At 71.9% G+C, this 2,237-nt stretch carries 3 protein-coding genes; 1 reads left to right on the forward strand and 2 read right to left on the reverse strand.

What is annotated here, in order from left to right:
• The first annotated feature begins 276 nt into the window (after nucleotides 1-276).
• A complete protein-coding gene (locus ACZ6EM_RS40285) occupies nucleotides 277-729 on the forward strand; it encodes a PhlB family protein (protein ID WP_359915655.1) in 453 nt (150 codons plus the stop codon).
• Nucleotides 730-858: 129 nt separating this feature from the next.
• Here ACZ6EM_RS40285 and ACZ6EM_RS40290 read toward each other — a convergent pair whose 3' ends face one another.
• Both ACZ6EM_RS40290 and ACZ6EM_RS40295 read right to left on the reverse strand, forming a co-directional pair.
• A complete protein-coding gene (locus ACZ6EM_RS40290) occupies nucleotides 859-1,821 on the reverse strand; it encodes an electron transfer flavoprotein subunit alpha/FixB family protein (protein ID WP_465774664.1) in 963 nt (320 codons plus the stop codon).
• A gap of 77 nt (nucleotides 1,822-1,898) precedes the next feature.
• The coding region (locus ACZ6EM_RS40295) for an electron transfer flavoprotein subunit beta/FixA family protein (RefSeq protein WP_465774665.1) at nucleotides 1,899-2,237 on the reverse strand (339 nt) is incomplete at its 5' end.

Below are 2,237 nucleotides of genomic sequence, written 5' to 3' on the forward strand. Positions count from 1 at the left end.
TCCGCCGCGAACGGAGCGATCTTCGCCTCGGCCAGCGAACGCACCGCCTCACGGAGCATCCCGTGCTCCTCGGAGATCCGGAAGAGATCGAAGTCCTGGCTCATGATCGCCACTCCTGTTTCACGACGGTACTCAGTACCCTTCATTATGCATGCGCGCGGCAAAAAGGGAACTCAGTGCCTTCCCTTCGCGGTACTGAGTTCCCTATCCTTTTCGTGCCGAACTTCTGCCGAACTTCTGCCGAACGAGCCGGTCCGAGCGCAGGGAGATGACAGCGTGATCCACTCAGCCATCGATGCCGACACCCGCAGCACGACGCTGTACTTCCAGCGCTGCACGTGGTGCAACAACCCGACCTTCCAGCGGCTGCTCTGCCCCACCTGCGGATCCACCGACCTCAGGCTGGAGCCCAGCGAGGGCACCGGCGTGGTGCGGCGCTGCGCGGTCGAACAGGCCCGGACGCCGCTGGTCCGTCAGAAGTCCCTGATCCGCATGGCGGAGGGCTTCGACGTCTGGTGCATCGTGGACGGGATGCGCAGCACCGTGCCGGTCGGCACCCGGGTGCGGCTGCTCCCCTCCCCCGACTCCGACCAGCCGGAACTGCGGCTGCTGCCGATGGAGCCGCCACCGCCGGTGCAGGACACCGAGCCGCGCCCGCTGCCGCCGGCCCAGGGCGGCTTCACCCAGCACCTCGCCACCCAGCACCTCGCGGCCTTCGTCGCGGAGTGATCCGCCGGGGGACCGTGCGGCGGGCGGGGCGGACGGCGCGCCCGGGGCGCTGCCGGAGAGCGACGGAGACGACGGAGGGCGTGGCACCGAGTACCACTCGGCGCCACGCCCTCCGCTGTCGTCCGGGGATCAGGCCTTGCGGGCCTTCACCTCGGCGGTGAGCTGCGGCAGCACCTCGAAGAGGTCGCCGACCACGCCGTAGTCGGCGAGCTCGAAGATCGGGGCCTCGGAGTCCTTGTTGACGGCCACGATGGTCTTCGAGGTCTGCATGCCGGCCCGGTGCTGGATCGCGCCCGAGATGCCGTTGGCCACGTACAGCTGCGGGGAGACCTGCTTGCCGGTCTGGCCGACCTGGCTGCTGTGCGGGTACCAGCCGGCGTCCACGGCGGCGCGCGAGGCGCCGACGGCCGCGCCCAGCGCGTCCGCGAGCTCCTCGACCACGCCGAAGCCCTCGGCGGCACCGACGCCGCGGCCGCCGGAGACCACGATGGCGGCCTCGGTCAGCTCCGGGCGGCCGGAGGACACGCGCGGGGTGCGCGAGGTCACCTTGGCCGCGTTGCCGGTGAACGCGACGGCGACGTTCTCCACCGCACCGGCCGCCGGGGCGGCCTCCGGGGCGACGGCGTTCGGCTTGACGGTGATGACCGGCGCGCCCTTGCTCACCCGGGAGTCGACGGTGTACGAGGCGGCGAACACCGACTGGGTGGCGATCGGGCCCTGGTCGCCGGCGCGCAGGTCGACGGCGTCGGTGATGATGCCGGAGCCGATCCGCAGCGCGACGCGCGCGGCGACCTCCTTGCCCTCGCCGGAGGACGTCACCAGCACGGCGGCGACGTCGCCGGCCCCGGCGATCTGGGCCAGGGCGTCCACCTTGGGGACGACCAGCTGGTCGGCGAACTCGGCGCCGTCGGCGACGTACACCTTCACCGCGCCGTACTCGCCGGCCTTCGCCGCGATGTCGGCCGCGGCCGCACCGGCGCCGAGGACGACGGCGGACGGCTCGCCGATGCGGCGGGCCAGGGTCAGCAGCTCCAGGGCCGGCTTGCGGACCGCACCGTCGGCGTGGTCCACCAGGACGAGAATCTCAGCCATTGCTCAATGTCTCCGTGTTTCGCTGGGTCGGGGGGTGGGGCGGTTCGAACGGACTTCCGGTCGGCGAGGCCGCCCGATCAGATGAACTTCTGGTCGGCGAGGAAGGCGGCGAGCGACTTGCCGCCCTCGCCCTCGTCCTTGACGACCGTGCCCGCGGTCCGCGCCGGACGCGCCGCCACCGACTCGACCGCCGTCCACGAACCCGCCAGACCGACCTCGTCCGCCTCGATGCCCAGGTCGTCCAGGTCCAGCGACTGCACCGGCTTCTTCTTCGCCGCCATGATCCCCTTGAACGACGGGTACCGGGCCTCGCCCGACTGGTCCGTCACCGAGACCACCGCCGGCAGCGCCGCCTCGACCAGCTCCGTCGCCGCGTCACCGTCACGACGACCCCGCACCACACCGCCCTCGACCGA

This window comes from Kitasatospora sp. NPDC041917, from assembly GCF_055589745.1.